This is a genomic window from Streptosporangium sp. OZ121 (assembly GCF_051918885.1).
Classification (GTDB): Bacteria; Actinomycetota; Actinomycetes; order Streptosporangiales; family Streptosporangiaceae; genus Streptosporangium.
This window is the reverse complement of record NZ_JBPXMC010000018.1, coordinates 43,631-60,668: the sequence shown is the minus strand read 5'-3', so window position 1 is coordinate 60,668 and position 17,038 is coordinate 43,631. Positions and strand designations below refer to the sequence as shown.

Annotated in this window: 13 protein-coding genes; 6 read left to right on the top strand and 7 right to left on the bottom strand. The window is 72.1% G+C overall.

Annotated features, from left to right (window positions below):
• Nucleotides 1–88 precede the first annotated feature (88 nt).
• On the top strand, nucleotides 89–1,294 hold the full coding sequence (locus ACTOQ1_RS27705) for a pyridoxal phosphate-dependent aminotransferase (protein ID WP_440070943.1): 1,206 nt from the start codon (nucleotides 89–91) through the stop codon (nucleotides 1,292–1,294).
• Between the two features lie 136 nt (nucleotides 1,295–1,430).
• On the opposite strand, the gene ACTOQ1_RS27700 is transcribed toward ACTOQ1_RS27705, so the two are convergent.
• Both ACTOQ1_RS27700 and ACTOQ1_RS27695 read right to left on the bottom strand, forming a co-directional pair.
• Nucleotides 1,431–3,470, bottom strand: coding sequence for an ATP-binding protein (locus tag ACTOQ1_RS27700; protein ID WP_440070942.1), 2,040 nt, complete (start codon nucleotides 3,468–3,470; stop codon nucleotides 1,431–1,433).
• Nucleotides 3,467–5,584 carry an ATP-binding protein gene (locus ACTOQ1_RS27695; protein WP_440070941.1) on the bottom strand — a complete coding sequence of 706 codons (2,118 nt, stop codon included), beginning with the start codon at nucleotides 5,582–5,584 and terminating at the stop codon, nucleotides 3,467–3,469. The genes ACTOQ1_RS27700 and ACTOQ1_RS27695 overlap by 4 nt, the downstream gene beginning before the upstream one ends.
• 467 nt (nucleotides 5,585–6,051) lie before the next feature.
• Here ACTOQ1_RS27695 and ACTOQ1_RS27690 point away from each other — a divergent pair, with 467 nt between their 5' ends.
• Nucleotides 6,052–7,071 (top strand): adenosine deaminase, encoded by a 1,020-nt coding sequence (locus ACTOQ1_RS27690; protein ID WP_440070940.1) that lies wholly within the window; start codon nucleotides 6,052–6,054, stop codon nucleotides 7,069–7,071.
• Nucleotides 7,072–7,245: 174 nt separating this feature from the next.
• On the opposite strand, the gene ACTOQ1_RS27685 is transcribed toward ACTOQ1_RS27690, so the two are convergent.
• The 3 genes from ACTOQ1_RS27685 to ACTOQ1_RS27675 all read right to left on the bottom strand — a co-directional run bounded on the left by ACTOQ1_RS27685 (nucleotide 7,246) and on the right by ACTOQ1_RS27675 (nucleotide 10,905).
• Nucleotides 7,246–8,148 carry a hypothetical protein gene (locus ACTOQ1_RS27685; RefSeq protein WP_440070939.1) on the bottom strand — a complete coding sequence of 301 codons (903 nt, stop codon included), beginning with the start codon at nucleotides 8,146–8,148 and terminating at the stop codon, nucleotides 7,246–7,248.
• On the bottom strand, nucleotides 8,135–8,686 hold the full coding sequence (locus tag ACTOQ1_RS27680) for an RNA polymerase sigma factor (RefSeq protein ID WP_440070938.1): 552 nt from the start codon (nucleotides 8,684–8,686) through the stop codon (nucleotides 8,135–8,137). The genes ACTOQ1_RS27685 and ACTOQ1_RS27680 overlap by 14 nt, the downstream gene beginning before the upstream one ends.
• A 110-nt stretch (nucleotides 8,687–8,796) precedes the next feature.
• Nucleotides 8,797–10,905: an ATP-binding protein gene (locus tag ACTOQ1_RS27675; protein ID WP_440070937.1), complete on the bottom strand. Its 2,109-nt coding sequence runs from the start codon at nucleotides 10,903–10,905 to the stop codon at nucleotides 8,797–8,799.
• A 408-nt stretch (nucleotides 10,906–11,313) separates the two neighbouring features.
• On the opposite strand from ACTOQ1_RS27675, the gene ACTOQ1_RS27670 reads away from it, so the two are divergent.
• The 3 genes from ACTOQ1_RS27670 to ACTOQ1_RS27660 all read left to right on the top strand — a co-directional run bounded on the left by ACTOQ1_RS27670 (nucleotide 11,314) and on the right by ACTOQ1_RS27660 (nucleotide 13,754).
• On the top strand, nucleotides 11,314–12,024 hold the full coding sequence (locus ACTOQ1_RS27670) for a class I SAM-dependent methyltransferase (protein ID WP_440070936.1): 711 nt from the start codon (nucleotides 11,314–11,316) through the stop codon (nucleotides 12,022–12,024).
• 272 nt (nucleotides 12,025–12,296) lie between these two features.
• The gene (locus ACTOQ1_RS27665) at nucleotides 12,297–12,503 is read left to right on the top strand and encodes a hypothetical protein (protein WP_440070935.1); all 207 of its coding nucleotides are present in this window, start codon (nucleotides 12,297–12,299) and stop codon (nucleotides 12,501–12,503) included.
• 222 nt (nucleotides 12,504–12,725) lie between these two features.
• On the top strand, nucleotides 12,726–13,754 hold the full coding sequence (locus tag ACTOQ1_RS27660) for a GlxA family transcriptional regulator (protein WP_440070934.1): 1,029 nt from the start codon (nucleotides 12,726–12,728) through the stop codon (nucleotides 13,752–13,754).
• Nucleotides 13,755–13,791: 37 nt separating this feature from the next.
• Here the strand turns inward: ACTOQ1_RS27660 and ACTOQ1_RS27655 are convergent, their stop codons facing one another.
• A complete protein-coding gene (locus tag ACTOQ1_RS27655) occupies nucleotides 13,792–14,949 on the bottom strand; it encodes a zinc-dependent alcohol dehydrogenase family protein (protein WP_440070933.1) in 1,158 nt (385 codons plus the stop codon).
• A gap of 413 nt (nucleotides 14,950–15,362) precedes the next feature.
• On the opposite strand from ACTOQ1_RS27655, the gene ACTOQ1_RS27650 reads away from it, so the two are divergent.
• The gene (locus ACTOQ1_RS27650) at nucleotides 15,363–15,563 is read left to right on the top strand and encodes a hypothetical protein (protein WP_440070932.1); all 201 of its coding nucleotides are present in this window, start codon (nucleotides 15,363–15,365) and stop codon (nucleotides 15,561–15,563) included.
• A gap of 147 nt (nucleotides 15,564–15,710) precedes the next feature.
• On the opposite strand, the gene ACTOQ1_RS27645 is transcribed toward ACTOQ1_RS27650, so the two are convergent.
• Nucleotides 15,711–16,856: an acetyl-CoA C-acetyltransferase gene (locus tag ACTOQ1_RS27645; protein ID WP_440070931.1), complete on the bottom strand. Its 1,146-nt coding sequence runs from the start codon at nucleotides 16,854–16,856 to the stop codon at nucleotides 15,711–15,713.
• Nucleotides 16,857–17,038: the final 182 nt, after the last annotated feature.

The following is a 17,038-nucleotide window of genomic DNA, read 5'->3' as shown; positions in this document are numbered from 1 at the left end:
TTACCGATGTTCGTACGGCTTGTGGGGGAAGCGTCCGCATGGTGGATACCCGGCGGAAACATCGGCACAGGTCTGTAACCATGGGGGTATGACCCGTCCTCGCATCTCAGCGCGCATCTCCGCGATCTCCGAGTCCGCCACGCTCGCCGTGGACGCCAAGGCCAAGGCGATGAAGGCGGCGGGCCGCCCGGTCATCGGCTTCGGCGCCGGTGAGCCGGACTTCGCGACTCCCGGCTACATCGTCGAGGCGGCCGTCGAGGCGTGCCGGAACCCCCGGTTCCACAAGTACACCCCGGCCGGCGGCCTTCCCGAGCTGAAGCAGGCCGTCGCCGACAAGACGCTCCGCGACTCCGGCTACCGGGTGGACGCGGCCCAGGTCCTGATCACCAACGGCGGCAAGCAGGCCGTCTACGAGGCGTTCGCCACGCTGCTCGACCCGGGCGACGAGGTCCTGGTCGTCGCCCCGTACTGGACGACCTACCCCGAGGCGATCAAGCTCGCCGGCGGCGTCCAGGTCGACGTGGTGACCGACGAGACCACCGGCTACCTGGCGAGCGTGGAACAGCTGGAGGCGGCGCGCACCGACCGCACCAAGATCCTCCTCTTCGTCTCGCCGTCCAACCCGACCGGCGCGGTGTACACCCCCGAGCAGGTCGCGGAGATCGGCCGCTGGGCCGTCGAGCACGACCTGTGGGTCGTCACGGACGAGATCTACGAGCACCTCACGTACGGCGACGCCACGTTCGCGAGCATCGCCACCGTGGTCCCCGAGCTGGGCGACAAGGTCGTGGTCCTGAACGGCGTCGCCAAGACCTACGCGATGACCGGCTGGCGGGTGGGCTGGCTGATCGGCCCCAAGGACGTCGTCAAGGCCGCGTCCAACCTGCAGTCGCACGCCACCTCCAACGTCTCCAACGTCGCCCAGGCCGCCGCGCTGGCCGCCGTCACCGGCGACCTGTCGGCCGTGGCGGAGATGCGCGGCGCCTTCGACCGGCGCCGCCGGACCATGGTCAGGATGCTCAACGAGATCCCGGGCGTGCTCTGCCCCGAGCCGCTGGGCGCGTTCTACGCCTACCCGTCGGTCAAGGCGCTGCTGGGCAAGGAGTTCGGCGGCAGGCGCCCGGCGACCTCCGCCGAGCTGGCCGAGATCATCCTGGAGGAGGCCGAGGTGGCGGTCGTCCCCGGTGAGGCCTTCGGCACCCCGGGCTACTTCCGTCTGTCCTACGCGCTCGGCGACGACGACCTCGCCGAGGGCGTGAGCCGCCTCGCCAAGTTCCTCGGCCAGGCCGGCTGAGCACGACGGCTCCCCGGCCGGCCGGGCGCGACCTCCGTACGCGCCGGGCGGGCTCGGCCTCCCGGGGCGTGGGCCGCGGCGCCACTCGAAGCGGTCACACTCCCGCGGGGCGTGGGCCGCGGCTCCCTCGATGCGGTCAGTCCCGCAGGGCGTAGGTCACGGCGCCCTCGAAGTGGGAGGCCGCGCCCTCGTTGAAGGCCCGCGCGTAGGCGACCTCGCCGATCAGGCACACCGCGCGGGCCCCGACGGCCTCGCGGAGCGCGGTCAGGGTGTCGGCCTCGGCGGCGGGCGGCCCGAAGGTGGTCCAGATCCGCTGCGCGGCTCCCAGGAGCCAGGCCGCGCGGTGGCCGTCCTCCGTGGCGGCGGCGATCCTGGCGAGCTGGTCGATGGCGAGGACGCTGCCGACCGGGTCCCTCAGCCGCCATTTGACCTCCAGCGCGGCCCTGGCCGCCGCGGAGGCCTCCGCGATGTCTCCCCGGCCGAAGAGGGCCAGGGAGAGGACGTAGTCGTCCATGGCGCGCTGTGACAGCTCCCCTCGCACCTCGTGGCGGGAGCGCGCCTCGCGCAGGATCCTCACCGCCTCGTCGAAGTCGCCGCCGAACGTGGCGGTCATCGCGAGGAAGGAGGGCAGGAAGAGCGTCCCCGGCGAGGTGGGGCCCAGCCCGGCGGCCACGCGCAGCGCGTACGCCCGCGCGCTCTCCAGGTCCAGGTCACCGGTGAACAGGCGGGCCTCCGCGAGGGCGAGGAGGGCGTGTGCCTCGGCGTCGGCGTCACCGTGCCGCCGGGCGCTCTCGACGCCCTCCTCGGCCCTGCCGCGTGCCAGGGACATGTCTCCCCGGATGAGCGCGAGATGGGCGGCGACCCAGAGCGGCCTGGACCTGGCCCGGTCGGTGACGGGGGCGGCGGCCAGGGCGCGGTCGAGATAGTGGCGGCCCTCGCGGACGAGCCCCAGATGGCACCAGAGCACCCACAGGGCCCCGGCCAGCTCCAGGGCGCCGTGGTGGTCACCCGTGACGAGGCAGCGGTCGAGGGCCGCGCGGATGTTGGGCAGTTCCCCGCGCGCCCAGCAGGCCCATTCGAGCTGGTTCGGGCCGTACCATTCGGCGCCCATGCGCCGGGCGGTGGACAGGTAGTGGTCGCGGTACCTGCGGGTCATCAGGCCGCTCTCGCCCAGCTCGGCGAGCCAGCCCCGCCCGTAGTCCCTGATGGTGTCGAGCAGGCGGTACCGGCCCCCCACGCGGGCGACGACGGATTTGGCCGCGAGCGTGGCGAGGACGCCGGGGACGTCGGGCAGGCGCTCGTCCTCGCACACGCCGCGCGCCGCCTCCGTGTCGAAGGCGGCGGGGAAGACCGACAGGCGGGCCCAGAGCAGGCGTTCGGCGGGCGTGCACAGCTCGTGGCTCCAGCCCGCGGCGGTGCGGAGGGTGTGGTGGCGGACGGGGAGCCCCTCACCGTCGGCCAGCAGCTTGAAATGGATGTCGATCTGGTCGGCGAGCTGGGTCGCCGACAGGCCGCGCATGTGGCTGGCGGCCAGCTCGATGGCGAGCGGCATGCCGTCGAGCCGGCGGCAGAGCCTGGCGACGGCCATCATGGCCCGCTCGTCCGTGCGCAGCCCCGGGGCCACGGCCCTGGCGCGGTCGAGGAAGAGGCTCGGCGCGTCGTGGCCGGCGAGGTCGGCGGCCTCGGGCGGGGGGACGGGGAAGGGCTCGACGACCATGACGACCTCCAGCGGCAGGCCGAGCTCCTGGCGGCTGGTCACGATGATCTGGACGTCGGGCGCGCCGGTCAGGACGGCGACGACCATGGCCGCGCAGGACTCGATCAGGTGTTCGCAGGTGTCGAGGACGATGAGGAGACGCCGGTCGGCGAGATACTCGATGAGGGACTCCAGGGCGGGGCGTTCGGCCTGGGTGTGCAGGCCGAACACTCCGGCGACGCCGTGGATGAGCAGGCCGCCGTCGCTCTCCGCGGAGAGCTCGGCCACCCAGACGCCGTCGGGGTAGTCGTCCCGGACGTTCCGCGCGGCCCGCAGGGCCAGCCTCGTCTTGCCGACGCCCCCGGGACCGCGCAGGGTGAGCAGGCGCGTCCGGGTGAGGAGTTTCGCGATCTCGTCGAGCTCGGTGGCGCGGCCGACGAAGCTGTTCATCTCGGCCGGCAGATTGCCGCAGCGCGTCAAGAAAAGTCTCCCTGGAGTGCGTGTTCCACGGCTTGGCGCAGGCTGATCGAACCTCCCCGCGCCTCCAGCCGGTCGAACTCCGCCCTGCCCAGGCGCCCGCGCAGCCTCAGCTCGGCCGCGCGGATCCGGCTCGCGATCATGGGCGAGCGGCTGGGCGGGACACCGGCGCTCTTCCACGCGGCGGCGGACGCCCCGAACATGGCGGCGGCGAAGGTGTCGTCGGCGCACGCCTCGGCGATCACGACGAACACCTCCAGCGCCTCCATGAGGGAGATGCTGTCGCCGAACAGGCGTGCCCCGCGCAGGGAGGCGCAGGCGAACTCGACGGCCGAGGCGGTGTTGCCGAGGGCGTGCTCGGCCTGGGCCAGGAGGAGGTCGAGGCGGATGAGCGTCCAGTAGTCGCCGCAGGACTCGCAGAGCTCGCGTCCCTCGCGCAGGACGGCGACGGCCTGGTCGTGGTGGTCGCCGAGCATCATGGCGGTGGCGACCACGGTGTAGGTGGGCAGGAAGCCGGGGAAGACGTTGCCGGTGGAGCGGTGGCGCACCCGGGCGTGCTTGATGAGCCGCAGCGCCTCGACCACGTCGCCCCTGACGACGGCCAGGTGGGCCTGGAACTGGCTGACGTAGGCCGTGGCGTAGCCGTCGGCGTCCTCGGCGGCGCATTCGGTGAGGATGCGCTCGGCGCGTTCGAGGTCGCCGCGCTGGATCGAGACCCAGGCGTGCACCCAGAGGGCCTTGACCCGCTCGGGGCTGGGGGTGTGGTCGAGATCGAGGCCGCGCTGGAGGAGGTCGTCGCCGGGTGCCTGCATGCCGCAGCACGCCCACAGGAACCACAGGTTGCCGACCAGGTCGAGGCCCTTGCGGTATTCCGGCGGCCGGGAGTAGCAGTATTCGATGGCGCCGCGCATGTTGCCGCATTCGAGGACCAGCCTGCGGTACCACTCCAGCTGGCGGCCCTGCCAGCTCATCTCGGCGCGGGCGGACAGCGCGAGGAAGTGGTCGCGGTGGCGGCGCTGGGTCTCGTCGGTCTCGCCGAGCCGGTCCAGCCAGACCACGCCGAACTCGCGGACGGTGTTGAGGAGGCGGTAGCGGACCCCGCCCTCGCCCTCCTCGCGGACGAGGACGGACTTGTCGAGCAGGCCGAGCAGCCCGTCGAGGACGTCCTTGACGGCGAGGGCGCCGCCGGCGCAGACCTCCTCGGCGGCCTCGATGTCGAAGGTGCCGGCGAAGACCGAGGCCCGCGCCCACAGGAGGCGCTCCTGCGGGGTGCAGAGCTCGTGGCTCCAGCCGAGGGCGACGCGCATGGAGCTGTGCCGCCGGGGAGCGGCGGCCCGCCCGCGCGGGGTGGCGCCGGCCCTCTCGGCGTGGATCTCGCGCTCGGCCGCGGGCGTCGTACGGCCTTCGAGGGCCGCGGCGAGCTCGTCGGGGGAGGTCACGTGGCCGTCGAAGGCGGCGAGCCCGGCGGTGGAGATCGGGCGGCCGTCGAGAGTGGCGGCGAGCCCGTCGAGGGTTCCGGGGGTGCCGGGGGTGCCGTCGGCCACGGCGAGCCGGATCGCCAGCGGCAGGTTGTCGAGGCGCCGGCAGAGCTCGGCCGGATCGGTGCCGCCGAGCCTGTCACCGGCGAGGGCGGTGATCAGGTGGACGGCGTCGGCGTCGGGCAGGCCGCCGACCGGGTAGAGGTGCTCGCCGGGCAGGCCCAGCCGCTGCCTGCTGGTGGTCAGGACGCGCAGTCCCTCGACCGAGCGGAGCATCAGGCCGACCAGGATGCCCGCGGTGCCGACGACGCGGTCGCAGGTGTCGAGGACGAGCAGGGTCCGGCGCGCGAGGAACTCGTCGACCAGGGCCCGCAGCGCGGGGACGCCGGGCTCGCGGCGGGTGCCGATCGCGCCGGCGAGCGTCTCGGCCAGGGAGTCGAGGTCGGCGGGGGCCTCCGACAGCTCCACGACGTGGACGCCGCCGGGGAACGCGGGTTCGAGGGTGCGGGCCAGCCGCAGGGCGAGACAGGTCTTCCCGACCCCCGCGGGGCCGGTCAGCGTGACGTGCCTGACCCTTTCGAGCAGCGCGGATACGTCGGCGAGTTCCGTTTCCCTGCCGACGAAGACGTCCGCTTCCATGGCAGCCCCAGCGTCCTGACAACGTGTGCCTCCACGGTCGCACGGAGACGTGGTCCGCTGAAAGCCCGTTTCCTAAATTTCCTCGATATAACAGGGGATCGGATATGGATGGGTGTGCCCCGAACCCGGTAACCCCCGCCCGAAATAACACCTTAAAACCTATAAATAGGCAATTGGGAAAACCGCAAGAAATACCGGGGAGGACGGGCGGGGGCCTGCGCGTTCCTGCCCAGGTCCTCGGCGCCGTGCGGTGACGCGCCACGAAACCGGGATCGCGGCGGCGCCGTACTCCGTACGGCAGGGGCCGTACCCCGTACGGCGGGGCACCCGTCGAAGGCCGCCTCGTCTCCTTCCGCCGCCGGCGAGGCCCCTCCCGCCCTCCCCGGCACGCGAACGGATCGTCAGGTCGAGGCCAAAAACCGCGGGGCCGTCGATCGGGGCCGCCCGGGGTACGGCACCATGTTGAAATGCCACGTCCCCTCAGCGAACTGCCCAAGGCGCACCTGCACCTGCACTTCACCGGCTCCATGCGTCACTCGACCCTCGTCGAGCTCGCCCGCGAGCACGGGTTACACCTTCCCGACGCGCTCGAGGAGGACTGGCCGCCCCAGCTGCGCGCGACCGACGAGCGGGGCTGGTTCCGCTTCCAGCGGCTGTACGACATCGCGCGCTCGGTCCTGCAACGGGAGAGCGACGTCTACCGGCTGCTGCGCGAGGCCGCCGAGGACGAGGCCGCCGAGGGGTCGCGCTGGCTGGAGATCCAGATCGACCCCTCCGGGTACGCGTCGAGATTCGGCGGGCTCACCTCGGCCATGGAGCTGATGCTCGACGCGACGCGCAGGGCCGCGGACCACGCGGGGATAGGGATCGCCGTCGTGGTGGCCGCCAACCGCACCCGCCACCCCCTCGACGCCAAGACGCTCGCCCGCCTCGCCACGCACCACATGGACCAGGGCGTGGTCGGGTTCGGGCTCTCCAACGACGAGCGGCGCGGACGGGCCCGCGACTTCGACGGGGCCTTCCGGCTGGCCAAGCGCGCCGGGCTGCTGGCGGTGCCGCACGGCGGGGAGCTGCTGGGCGCGGCCAGCGTGGCCGAGTGCGTCGACGTGCTGGACGCCGACCGGGTCGGGCACGGGGTGCGGGCGGCCGAGTCGCCCAAGCTCATGGAGCGCCTCGCGGCCCGGGGGATCACCTGCGAGGTCTGCCCGACGTCCAACGTCGGTCTCGGGGTGGCCGAGCGCGCCGAGGACGTGCCGCTGCGGCGCCTGTTCGAGGCGGGGGTGCCGATCGCGCTGGGCGCCGACGACCCGCTGCTGTTCGGCGCCAGACTGCTGCCCCAGTACGAGCTCGCCAGGCAGGTGTACGGCTTCTCCGACCCGGAGCTGGCCGAGCTGGCCCGCCAGTCGGTACGGGCGTCGGCGGCTCCGGACGGCGTGCGCGAGAAGCTTCTCCAGGAGATCGACGACTGGCTGGCGCCGGAGGGCTGAGCGGGCGATCCCCGGCTCCGACGCGCCACGCGACCCGTCGGCCGCCAGGTGTCCGGCCGGCGGACCCGAGCGGGCGATCCCCGGCCGCGACGCGCCGCGACGCGCCGCGCGGCCGGTCGGCCGGTTGGTTGGTCGGCCGGTCGGCCGGTCGGTCGCCAACGCGCCGGGCCGGCGTCAGCGGACCGAGCGGGCGATCTCCAGGGCTCGGCCGAGCTCCCCGACGCCCTCCAGGCGCAGGCCGACCCGCCCCCGCTGCCAGATGAGGGTGGGCCCGGCCGGGCGAGGACGGACCGCGGCCTGGCCGCCGCTCCTGGGCAGGTAGGAGAGGCCGTGGTGGACCGGGATCCACTGCGCCCGCGAGGCGCCCACGCTGGTCTCCTGCGGCCAGGGCGGGCCGAGCTCCTTGCGGAAGACGAGATGGAGGCTACCGTCGTACTCGTCCAGTCTCAGGCCGGGCCAGAACAGCGACACCACCCTGCCGCCGTCACTCGTTCTGACCTCTGTGGGAGCGCCGAGCGCGGCCGGGAGGGAGATCGGGAACGCCACCTGTTCCCGGGCCCGCTCCAGGGTGACCCGCCGCTCGCCGGGCAGCGGCTGGGGCACCCCCGAGGGCAGTGGCCCCGGGCCGCCGGCCCTGAACTCGACCCCCGCGAAGCGCAGGATCTCCGCGACCGCCGCCCTTCCCGCGGGCGTCGCCCCCAGCAGCAGGGCGACGAGGATCGCGACGGCGGCGACCGCCGCCCGCCGGCGTGCCCGGCCGCCGTCCCGCAGCGCCTCCCACCCGCGCCGGAGCGCGCCGGGAGCACCGGGGACACCGGGCGCCTCGGGGACACGCGTCCCGGGAGCGGCGGTTCCAGGGGCCGTCGCCGGTGTCTCGGGGACGGGTGTGCCAGGGGCCGGAGTCTCGGTGACCGGTGTCTCAGGGGCCGGGGTCCCGGAAGCCGGTGTCCCGGAGGCGAGGGATGATTCGAGGCGGGCCCGTACGGCCCGCGCGACGTCGGCGGGGGGCGGGGACGGGACGTCGAGGGACTCGCCGAGAGCGAGGAGCCGGGCTTCGAGGTCGTCAGGTGAGGTCACGGGCCACCTCCTCGCGCAGACGGGCCAGGCCGCGGGAGGTCCGCGACTTGACGGTACCGACGGGAAGGTCGAGCACCTGGGCGGTCTCGGCCTCCGACAGCTGTAGGAAGTACCGGCAGACCACGGTCTCGCGTTCCCGTTCGGGCAGCGTACGCACCGCGTCGAGGAGCCGCGCCCTCCGGTCGGTCGCCACCGCCGCCTCCTCGGGCCCCTCGCCCGGCTCGGGGACGGCATCCGTGAGCCGAGCGGCCAGCCTGTCGCGGCGTCCGCGGGAGCGGGTCAGGTTGTGCGTCTCGTTGGCCACGATCCGCAGCAGCCAGGGGCGGAAGTGCGCGTCCCTGCGAAAGGAGGCCAGGTGGCGGTGCGCCTTGACGAACGCCTCCTGGACCACGTCCTCGGCCTCGTCGGCGGCCCCGAGCATGGCCGCGGTGCGGTGCGCGATCGCGCTGTAGCGGGTGACCAGCACCTCGTAGGCGTCCAGATCACCGGCCAGCGATCGGGTGATCGCCTCGTCGTCGTCCGTCGGGGGCTCCTTCACGGATGTCGTGAGAGATTCCACCGCATACGAGCCGTTTGCGGAAGCCCCTGTCCGCGGGCGCGCGGAATCGCCCGCCGGGGGCGGGTGGCCTTCAGGGGCGCCTTCGGCGGTCAGTGGAGGGCATAGGCGACCGCCGCGTCCGGGTCGGCCTCGTAGCCCTCGGCGAAGACCGCGTCGTAGGTCTCGTCGCCGAGCAGCTGCCTGGCCGTCCGCTCGGCGACGGTCCTCGGCTCGGACATGCCCTCCGAGCCGAAGCCCGTGAGCCCGAAGGTGGCCCACAGCCGCACCCCCGCCCCCTGGAGCCTGGCCGTGCGCAGGCCGTCGCCCTCGACCGCGGCGATCACCGCGAGCTGGTCGACCGCGAGCGCCACCCCGGTGGCGTCGCGCAGGCGCCACTTGACGTCGAGCGACTGGCGGGCGGCCTCCGCCGCCTCGGCCACCCGGCCGAGGCCCAGCTGGGCGATGGACAGGACGTAGTCGCCGCAGGCGCGGGCCCAGCGCTCGCCGCGCGCGTCACAGAGCCGCTGCACCTCCTTGAGCACCGAGACCGCCCTGTCGAACTCGCCGCGCCAGGTGACCGCCATCGCCGCGGTCACCAGGGCGAGAGGTTCGCTGACCGTGGCGGCCTCGGCCCGGCGGAAGTACTCGCGGACGAGCTCGACGCGGGGTTCGACGTCCTCCAGGGCGCCGGAGCACAGGGAGCTGCTGGCCAGCCGGAGCTGGGCGTGCCCGGCCGCCGCGTAGTCGCCCCAGTCGAGGGCCGCCGACAGCGCCGCCTCCGCCCGGCGGCGGCCCAGCTCCAGCTCTCCCCTGGCGATGGCCACGCAGCCGTCGGCCCACAGGAGCCGGGGCAGCCCGGGATCGGTGACGGGAGCCGCCTCGATCGCCCGCGTCATGTGGTAGCGGCCCTCGTTCAGCCGGCCCAGGCAGAACCAGAGGATCCAGAGCGTCCCGGCGAGCTCGACGGACGTCGGGGAGGCGGGGTCGAGGGCGAGGCGGAGGTCGGTCATGGAGAAGGCGAGCCTGGCGGCCCACTCCTCCTGCCCGGGGCCGTACCAGTCGGCCTCGGCCCTGCGCGCCAGGTCGAGGTAGTGGTAGCGGTGCCGCCGCACCAGCCGGGCCTCCTCGCCGAGCAGGGCGAGCCGCTCCCTGCCGTACTCCCTGACCGTGGCGGGCAGCCGGTAGCCGCCGGGCACGCGGACGAGGAGGAACCTCTCCGCCAGGCTCTCCAGCAGGCCCGGTACGTCGTCCAGGTGCTCGTCGCCGCACACCCACTCGGCGGCGGCCGTGTCGAAGCCTCCCGCGAAGACCGAGAGCCTGGCCCAGAGCAGGCGTTCCCGCGGGGCGCACAGCTCGTGACTCCAGCCGATCGCGGCGCGCGCGATCCGGTGGCGAGGGATCCGCGCCCGGCCGTGGAGGACCTCGAAGTGGTCGTCCAGGTGGTCGGCGAGCCGCTCCACCGGCAGGGATCCCAGCCATCCGGCGGCCAGCTCGACGGCGAGCGGTACGCCGTCCAGCCGCCGGCAGATCCTGGCCGCGGCCTCCGTACCGGCCCGGGTCGTCTCCAGGCCGGGCGCCGCGGTCCCGGCCCGGTCGAGGAAGAGGCGAAGCGCGTCGTTCTCCTCCGGTTTCTCCAGCTCCTTTGGCTCCTTTGGGGGTTCCTTCTCCGGCTCCGACCTTTCCGTTCCCGCCCTCTCCGGCGTCCTCTCCGCCCCCGGGCAGGGTGCCGCGAAGGGCTCGACGGGGAGCAGCGTCTCCTGCGGCAGTCCGAGCGGCCGGCGGGAGGTCGCGATGATCCGTACGCCGGGTGCCGCCGCCAGGATCTCCGTGACGAGGTCGCGGCAGGCCGGCAGGAGGTGCTCGCAGGCGTCGAGGATCAGCAGGAGTCTCCTGCCCGCGAGGAACTCGACGAGCGTCGCGGTCCGCGACCGCGCGGACCGCTCCGGGAGGCCGAGGACGGCCGCGACCGTGTGGGCGAGCAGATCGCCGTTGCGCTCGCCGGAGAGCTCCACCAGCCAGGTGCCGTCGGGGTGGTGCTCCTGCCGCTCCAGCGCAGCCCTGACCGCGATCCGCGACTTGCCGATGCCCCCGGCACCGGTGAGCGTGGTCAGCGGCGTGCCGGCCAGGAGCTCCAGCAGCCGCCGCACCTCGCGTTCCCTGCCGATGAAGCCATTCGTCTCCGCGGGCAGGTTCCCGCGCCACCATTGGATCTGTTCCATCGATTCGCGCTCCTTTTTCCACTCACCGGGAATCGCACCGTTTCCAAATCACGAACCGGTCGGCCCGCCATTCCCCAGGGGGGTTTCCTTGTCCCCCGGTGCAAATCTCCCCGCCGGGTCGAGGCCGAACTTCCCCCGTACGGCGTGAACCGTGGAAATGCTGGTGCTTTATCGCTGATTCGGCGGAGCCGGTAATCGGGGTGGGGCACGGGGCGTGCCGCCCGGCGGGCCCGGCCGGTGCTCGCCGCCGAAAGGGCTCGTCAGGGAGGGACGGCACCGGCCGTGAAGCGTTTGAGGGGCCGCCGCGAGGGAAGCGCCACTAGACTCTGGCTGTCCCTGGCCGTGGCCTCGCCGCGGCCTTTCCGTAAGCGAGCTGGACGGAACCGCATGTCTGGGTATGACCGCGTAGTGCAACCCGCGGCCGGTGACGAGGCCCTGGAGAACCACCTGGGTGGGGACGAGGCCAAGAACTACCGGCAGTACGAGCTCGACATGGTCGCCCCGCACGTGGGCCGGTCCATGCTGGAGATCGGCTCCGGGCTTGGCCACTTCGCCGAGGCGTTCCTGCCTCGCCTCGACCGGCTGGTGGTCAGCGACTTCGACCCCTACTGCGTGGAGCAGCTGCAGAAGCGCTTCGAGGGCCGCGACGACATCGACGTGCTCCAGTTCGGCCTGCCGACCGAGATCCCGATCGGTGAGAAGGTCGACACCGTCGTGATGATGAACGTCCTGGAGCACATCGAGGACGACGTCGAGGCCCTGCGCTCCCTCGCCAAGGTCACCCTCCCCGGCGGCCGGATCGTCATCTGGGTGCCCGGCTACATGCAGCTGTACGGAGACTTCGACCGCAAGGTCGGCCACGTCACCCGCTACACCCCCGCCACCCTGCGCAGCACGGTCTCCAAGGCGGGCCTGGACATCGACGTGCTCAAGCCGATCAACTTCCTGGGCGGCATCGCCTGGTGGGCCGCCGTCCGCCGCGGAGGCGTCGGCTACCCCGACCCCCGTCTGGTCAAGATCTACGACCGCACGGTCGTGCCCCTGACCCGCTTCATCGAGCGCTTCGTCCGCCCGCCGTTCGGGCAGACCGTCTTCTGCGTCGCCCGCGTACCCAAGTAGTCCCGGGCGAGCGCCCCCGTAGCCAGCAGTGACCAGCAGTGACCCGCAGTGACCCGCGCGCGGTGCCGCTCCCGAAAAGGAGCGGCGCCGCGCGCGGCCTTTTCACGGCTCTACGGTTCCACGGCTCTCAGGGAATTCCCAGGATCCTCCTTCGAAGCTCACAGCTCGGGACGATTGCCTGATCGACGTCTCCCCGTCGGGAGACGTTCCCGGAAGGACCACCCTGAAGGAGGAAGCTGGCACTCGGCGCCGCGGCCATTACGGCGTCGATCATGCTGACGGGCTCCACCGCCTGGGCGACCGGCACGGCTCCCCCGGTGCCGACCGGCGTGACCGCCCTCGCCGACCAGCTGCTCAAGGCCGACTCCACACTTCGCGGGCCGCGGCTGCGCTCCCACCACAACCTGTGGGTGGTCGGCATCCACGGACGGGCCACCGTCAGGAACAAGAAGCCGGCGAGGGTGGCACCACCGTGGTGACGCGGCTCGTAGCCGGGAAACAGTGAGGTGGCATGCGGCAGCCGGTCGCTGATCGTGGCGAGGAACGTGGCGCTCTGCCCGTCGCGGGGGCTTGGGCACGACCAACCCGCGGTCGGTGGCAGCCGCGATGCCCAGGTTGACCGACACGCTCCTGGACGATCGCCTCGACGCGTTCGTCGAGCGCGGCCTGCGACTCCGGCGAGGCGCCGTCCCCTGAGGCGGATGCGCACGGATGGCGGTAATGCGCATATATGCGAGGATGATGACGCGGTCGGCACGCGTCGACCGGATCGGAGTCGGGTGATGCGGCGACCGCATCAAGTGGTGGTCCTCGTACTCGACGGGGCGCTCCCGCTGGACGTCGGGATCCCGGCGGAGGTGTTCCATCCGGAGTCGGGGTTCCCCTACGAGGTGTCGGCCTGCGGGGTCACCGCCGGAACGGTGCCGTCCCACGGGGGCTTCGGCTACGCGGTCCCGCGGGACCTGGACGCACTGGCCGACGCGGACACGATCGTCGTGCCGGGGTACGCTCCGGCGGGTCGGCCGATACCGGTGGAGGCGCGCGAAGCGCTCCGGAGCGCCGCATCCCGCGGGGCACGCATCGCGTCGATCTGCTACGGCGCATTCGCCCTCGCCGATGCCGGCCTGCTCGACGGCCTGCGGGCGACGACGCACTGGGATGCGGCGGAGAAGCTCGCGGAGCGGCATCCGCAGATCACGGTCGAGCCGAACGTGCTCTTCGTCGACGAGGGATCCATCCTCACCTCGGCGGGGGCCGCCGCCGGTCTCGACCTGTGCCTGCACATCGTTCGGCGCGATCTCGGCGTGAGCGCGGCGAACGAGATCGCACGAGGACTCGTCACCGCGCCCTACCGGACCGGGGGTCAGGCCCAGTACCTGCCGAAGACCAGCTCGGCAGCCCATGGCGAAACCCTCGCCGCGACGCGCGAATGGGCCATGACGCGGCTCGACCAGCGGCTCACGATCGCCGGACTCGCCGCACACGCGCGGATGTCGCCCCGCACGTTCCTGCGCCGCTTCACCGAAGAGACCGGCAGCACCCCGCTGCAGTGGATCCTTCGGGCGCGGGTCGACGCCGCCCGCGAACTCCTGGAGAGCACGAGGCTGTCGGTCGACCGCATCGCGGACCAGGTCGGCCTGGGAACCGGATCGAACCTCCGATTGCATTTCCGCCGGCTCCTGGATGTGTCCCCCTCGGAGTACCGCGCCACCTTCTCCGGGCGGGGCTGACCACCGCGATCATCGCCTGAGTGCCTGGAGCGTTCCGCTACGAGATGCGAGGGGGAAGCGCGACAGTTTCGCCCGCCACATCGATCGCGACCTTGCCGCGCAGTGCATACGACCGCCTGTTCTCCAGGAGTTCGTGAGCCTCGCCCATTCGGGCGAGCGGAAGAGTCGCGCCGATGACCGGCTTCACGAGACCACGCTCGACCAGCGTGGTGAGCGCGTCCAGCTTTCCTCGGTTCTGTCGTGTGAAGACGAAGTGATAGGCGGCGTTCCTGCCCCACGCCTCGATGAGGTTCTGCGGCTGCGCGATGTCGACGATGCTGACGACGCGTCCGGAGTCGGCGAGCGTCAGCGGGCTTCGTGTGAGCGTGTCGCCACCGATCGTGTCGAAGACGACATCGACTCCCTTGCCTCGCGTCAGCTCGGCCACGGCATCGACGTAGTCCGCGGAGGTGTAGTCGATCGCCGCATCCGCTCCGAGAGAGCGCACGAACTCATGGTCGCCGGCCTTCGCGGTGGTGATCACTCGTGCGCCGATCGCCTTCGCGATCTGGATCGCGATCGTGCCGACACCGCCCGTGCCTCCATGGATGAGGATCGTCTCCCCCACGGTGAGCTGAGCTCGCGTCACCAGGGACTCCCAGACCGTTCCGCCGACGAGAGTCAGGCTCGCCGCCTCCAGGTGACTGAGGTTCTCCGGCTTGCGGGCAACGAGGTCGACGTCGGCGACGTGCTGCTCGGCGTAGGAGCCGGGGCCGCCGAAGATCCGGGGCGTGTAGTACACCGCATCGCCGGCGCGGAACTCGGTCACGTGGGATCCGACTTCCTCGATCACCCCGGAGACGTCGTGTCCGATGATCGCCGGGAGCGGCACGTGATCCGCGTAGTCTCCGCGACGGATCTGATAGTCGAGCGGGTTGAGGGCGGTCGCATGGACGCGCACCCGCACCTGGCGGGGTTCGACTCGCGGTACGGAGACGTCGCGCAGCTCGAAAGCATCGGTCCCTCCGAAACGGGCGAGCACAACGGCCTTCATCGGGTCAGTCATATCGGTGTTCCTCATCGTGGTTCTGGGTGCGCGACGCGCCGGGACGGGCGCTTCCCTCTCAGCGTGGCGCGCACGATCCACACACTCCAGTGGCGGCAATGCCAATATCCACGAGGATAGTGACACGCCTGCCGCGCGGTGCTCGGACATGCTCCTTCCGCGGATGCTCGGGCATGCTCCTTCCGCGGATGCTCGGGCGACGCAATGGCCCTTGGGGGACCATTGGCAGTGGATCCGGCGCTAAGCCGTAATCGCCCTGGTCGGGGGTCGGTAGAGGGTAGAGCGGCCCGCGCCCGAGATGTTGGGGCGTTGGTCCCGAAAACGTCCCCCAATCACGGCCCCGACAGATCGGTTCTGCCTGGACCGGCGGCGAACAAATCTGTTGCACGCCTCGGTGGGCAGCCGTATGTTCGACCGCATGTGGACTAACTCCTAGGAGCCGGCGTCGATCGGTCCTCGCCGATCCGCCCGCACTCAGCCCTCTGGCCCCGTTCGTCCGACGCGGCAGCTGAGTCGTCCGACCCGGGATCTCACCGCGTCGTCACATTCTTCAAGGAGTCCATATGCGAATTCACGCTGCTCACGAACTCGCGCAGAAGCGCGGCGGGAAGTCCAGGACCGCCAGGACCACCAAGACCGCCAAGCCCCGCACCCCGCTCCCCGAGCACGTCGTGCCCCCGGCGCCCCGGCACCTGCCGATGCCCCCGGCGCCGATGAGGCCGACCCACCAGCCGCGCCGGATCCCCGGCAAGGGCGGCCGCTGACCCGCGGGCCCCTTCGCGAAACCGACCCGCGGGCCCCTTCGCGAAAACGCGAAAGGCCCCGGTCCTGGATTCCAGGACCGGGGCCTTCCCCACCTCACGGACGCCCCGTGAACACTCAGGTGCCCCGGGGGCCCCGGGGCGCCGGCGTCACAGACGCTCGATGATCGTGACGTTGGCCTGGCCGCCGCCCTCGCACATCGTCTGCAGCCCGTACCGGCCGCCGGTCCGCTCCAACTCGTGCAGGAGCTTGGTCATCAGGATCGCGCCGGTGCCGCCCAGCGGGTGGCCCAGGGCGATCGCGCCGCCGTTCGGGTTGACCTTCGCCGGGTCGGCGCCCAGGTCGTTGATCCACGCCAGCGGGACGGGGGCGAACGCCTCGTTGATCTCGGTGACGTCGATGTCGTCGATCGACAGGCCCGCCCTCTTCAGCGCCTTCTGCGTCGCCGGGATCGGCGCGGTCAGCATGTAGACCGGGTCGTCGCCGGTGAGCGCCAGGGTGACGATGCGCGCCCGGGGGGTCAGGTTGTGGTCGCGGACGGCCTGCTCGGAGGCGATCAGGATCGCTCCCGAGCCGTCGGAGATCTGCGAGGAGGTGGCGGCCGTGATCATGCCGTCGGGCTTCAGCGTCTTCAGCGACGCCATCTTCTCCAGCGTGGTGTCCGGGCGCGGGCCCTCGTCGTCCTCGACACCGTTGATCGGGGCGATCTGGTCCTTGAAGTAGCCGTTCGCGACGGCCTTCGAGGCCCGCTGGTGGCTCTCGTACGCGAACAGCTCCAGTTCCTCGCGCTTGAGACCCCACTTCTCGCACATGAGCTCCGCGCCGCGGAACTGGGAGATCTCCTGCTTGCCGTACCGCTCCACCCATTTCTCCCCGAACGGGAAGGGCATGCCCTTCTCCAGGGCGGCGGTGATGCTCGACCCCATGGGGACGATGCTCATGGATTCCACCCCGGCGGCCACGACGAGGTCCTGGGTGCCGGAGAGCACCCCCTGGGCCGCGAAGTGGATCGACTGCTGGGAGGAGCCGCACTGGCGGTCGATGGTCACGCCGGCGACGCTCTCCGGAAGGCCCGCCGACAGCCACGCGTTGCGCGCGATGTCCATGCTCTGCGGGCCGAACTGCATGACACAGCCCATGATCACGTCTTCGACCGCGGACGGGTCGACGCCCGTACGCTCGACGAGCGCGCCGAGGGTGTGCGCGGCCAGATCGGTGGGGTGGACGGTGGACAGACCGCCCTTCTTCTTGCCGACGGGGGTGCGGACCGCCCCGACGATGTACGCCTCTGCCACAGTGCCTCCTGCTTGCGGAACCGAGCTGCCTGCGAAACCGAGCAATGTTCGGTTAGTAGGAGGTTACAACAGAACTTTCGCCCGCGCCCTGGACGGGAGCGGCGCGCACAGCGGCGAGGATGATCGCGTCTTTCCCTGAACACCGAAGGAACCCGAGACCCGGCCCCGGCCCGAGCGGCCCG

What these genes read in the sequence shown, in the direction of transcription:
- ACTOQ1_RS27705 (WP_440070943.1), top strand. Translation starts at nt 89, where the DNA reads ATGACCCGTCCTCGCATCTCAGCGCGCATCTCCGCGATCTCCGAGTCC.
- ACTOQ1_RS27695 (WP_440070941.1), bottom strand. Translation starts at nt 5,584, where the DNA reads ATGGAAGCGGACGTCTTCGTCGGCAGGGAAACGGAACTCGCCGACGTA.
- ACTOQ1_RS27690 (WP_440070940.1), top strand. Translation starts at nt 6,052, where the DNA reads ATGCCACGTCCCCTCAGCGAACTGCCCAAGGCGCACCTGCACCTGCAC.
- ACTOQ1_RS27675 (WP_440070937.1), bottom strand. Translation starts at nt 10,905, where the DNA reads ATGGAACAGATCCAATGGTGGCGCGGGAACCTGCCCGCGGAGACGAAT.
- ACTOQ1_RS27665 (WP_440070935.1), top strand. Translation starts at nt 12,297, where the DNA reads ATGCTGACGGGCTCCACCGCCTGGGCGACCGGCACGGCTCCCCCGGTG.
- ACTOQ1_RS27660 (WP_440070934.1), top strand. Translation starts at nt 12,726, where the DNA reads ATGCGCACGGATGGCGGTAATGCGCATATATGCGAGGATGATGACGCG.
- ACTOQ1_RS27655 (WP_440070933.1), bottom strand. Translation starts at nt 14,949, where the DNA reads ATGTCCGAGCACCGCGCGGCAGGCGTGTCACTATCCTCGTGGATATTG.
- ACTOQ1_RS27650 (WP_440070932.1), top strand. Translation starts at nt 15,363, where the DNA reads ATGCGAATTCACGCTGCTCACGAACTCGCGCAGAAGCGCGGCGGGAAG.